The sequence below is a fragment of the Nocardia sp. NPDC004722 genome, assembly GCF_053601505.1.
Window position 1 is genome coordinate 1 of sequence record NZ_JBSGBY010000936.1, and the last position, 2,190, is coordinate 2,190.

General features: G+C 69.8%; 2 protein-coding genes. One reads left to right on the plus strand and one right to left on the minus strand.

What is annotated here, in order from left to right:
* Nucleotides 1–1,436 (minus strand): ABC transporter ATP-binding protein (locus ACWELQ_RS44280; protein WP_452402944.1); only part of this gene is annotated, 1,436 nt, incomplete at its 3' end.
* A 141-nt stretch (nucleotides 1,437–1,577) separates the two neighbouring features.
* On the opposite strand from ACWELQ_RS44280, the gene ACWELQ_RS44285 reads away from it, so the two are divergent.
* Nucleotides 1,578–2,190, plus strand: a 613-nt coding sequence (locus ACWELQ_RS44285) for an FAD-binding oxidoreductase (protein ID WP_452402945.1), incomplete at its 3' end; no start/stop codon positions are given.

A 2,190-nucleotide genomic window follows, 5' to 3' on the forward strand; every position in this document is an offset into this window, starting at 1 on the left:
ATGACCGCAAGCACGAACACGGCGGTGGCACCCAGGCCGGGTGCCCAGATCCGCAGGTGGTCACGGACTTTCGCGGCCTTCTTCACCCGCGCCGGCTCCCGCACATCCTTGCCGCCCAACAGCACCGCGCCGGAGTCCACGTCGTAGAGCCGCGAAACCAATTGCGCGATGGTGGATTTCCCGGCCCCCGAGGAGCCGACCAGGGCCACCAGCTGGCCGGGCTCGGCACGCAGCGAGACCCGGTGCAGCACTTCCTCGCCGCCGCGGGTGTCGAGCGTGGCGACATCCTCGAGCGAGGCCAGCGACACCTTGTCCGCCGCCGGGTAGCCGAAGCTCACCTCGTCGAGTTCCACCGCGACGGGGCCCTGCGGCACCGGCACCGCCAGCGGCGAATCCTCGATCAGCGGTTTGAGATCCAGGATCTCGAAGACCCGCTCGAAGCTCACCAACGCCGACATCACATCCACCCGCGCGCTCGCCAGCGCGGTGAGCGGCGAGTACAGCCGGGTCAGCAGCAGCGAAAGCGCCACCACCGCACCGGGTTCCAGCTGCCCCTTCAGGGCGAGGTAGCCGCCGAGCCCGTAGACCAGCGCCAGCGCCAGCGCGGACACCAGGGTCAGCGCGGTGACGAACACGGTCTGCAACATGGCCGTGCGCACGCCGATGTCGCGGACCCGCCCGGCGCGCAGGCCGAATTCCGAGGATTCCTGGTGGGGGCGGCCGAAGAGCTTCACCAGGGTCGCGCCCGGCGCGGAGAACCGCTCGGTCATCTGGGTGCTCATGGCGGCATTGAGCCCGGCCGCCTCGCGCTGTATGCCGGCGATGCGCTCACCCATGCGCCGCGCGGGGATGACGAACACCGGCAGCAGCACCAACGCGAGCAGGGTGATCTGCCACGACAGCCGCAGCATCACCGCGAGGGTGAGCGCGAGCGTCACCACATTGGTGACCACGCCGGACAACGTGGTGCTGAACGCCCGTTGCGCCCCGATGACGTCGTTGTTCAACCGGCTCACCAGTGCGCCGGTCCGGGTGCGCGTGAAGAAGGCGATGGGCATCTTCTGGACGTGGTCGAACACCGCGGTGCGCAGATCGAAGATGAGCCCCTCCCCGATGCGCGCCGAGAGCCAGCGGATGACGATGCCCAGCCCGGCGTCCAGCACCGCGACCGCCGCGATGATCGCGGCCAGCGTGATCACCGTGCGCGGTGCGCCGTGCCCGACGATGGCGTCCACCACCCGCCCGGCCAGCACCGGCGTCGCCACCGCCAGCAGCGCCGAGGCGATGCTGAACACCAGGAACGCCACCAGCCGCCGATGGTGCGGGCCCGCGAACGCCAGAATCCGCCGCGCCGTCACCAGCCGGAACGGCCGCTGCTCGGTGGGCGCGTTCATCTGCCGATACAGCTGGCTCATCGCCACGGATTCGATACTCATCCCCGCTCCTCACATCCGGGTTCCATCGAACCCCACACCACCGACACTAGGACCTCAACAAAGGTTCAGATCAAGTGCATCCGGGCAGCGCACGGGTTCGCGCTGAGCGAAATTCGTCGGTCGCGCGCCTAGGGTTGGGGGGTGAGCGAGGCGTGGGAACCGACATTGCGGAGGGCGATCACCGGCGAACTCGACACCGATGCGCGGCGGCGGGCCGAATACTCCTCGGACGCCTCGAACTATCGGGTGACGCCGCGTGGCGTGGTGTTCCCCCGGGATGCCGCCGATGTGAGCGCGACCTTGGACCTGGCCCGCGCACAGGGACTCGCGGTGACCGCGCGGGGCGCGGGAACGTCGGTGGCGGGCAATGCCATCGGGCCCGACCTGGTGCTGGACTTCAGCCGTCACATGAACGCGATTCTCGAGGTGGATCCCGCGCGGCGGATCGCCAGGGTGCAGCCCGGTGTCGTACTGGCCGCGCTGCAACGGGAGGCGGGGGCGCACGGGTTGCGGCTGGGCCCGGATCCGTCGACCCAGAATCGTTGCACGCTGGGCGGGATGATCGGCAACAATGCCTGCGGTCCGCACGCCGTGGCCTGGGGGCGCACGTCGGATACGGTGCGGGAGTTGCGGATTCTCGACGGGCGCGGCATCGAACGGGTGCTCGCCGACGATCTCACCGTCATCCCCGGGCTGGCCGATTTCACCCGCGCCAACCTGGCGCTGATCCGCACCGAACTGGGCCGCTTCGAGC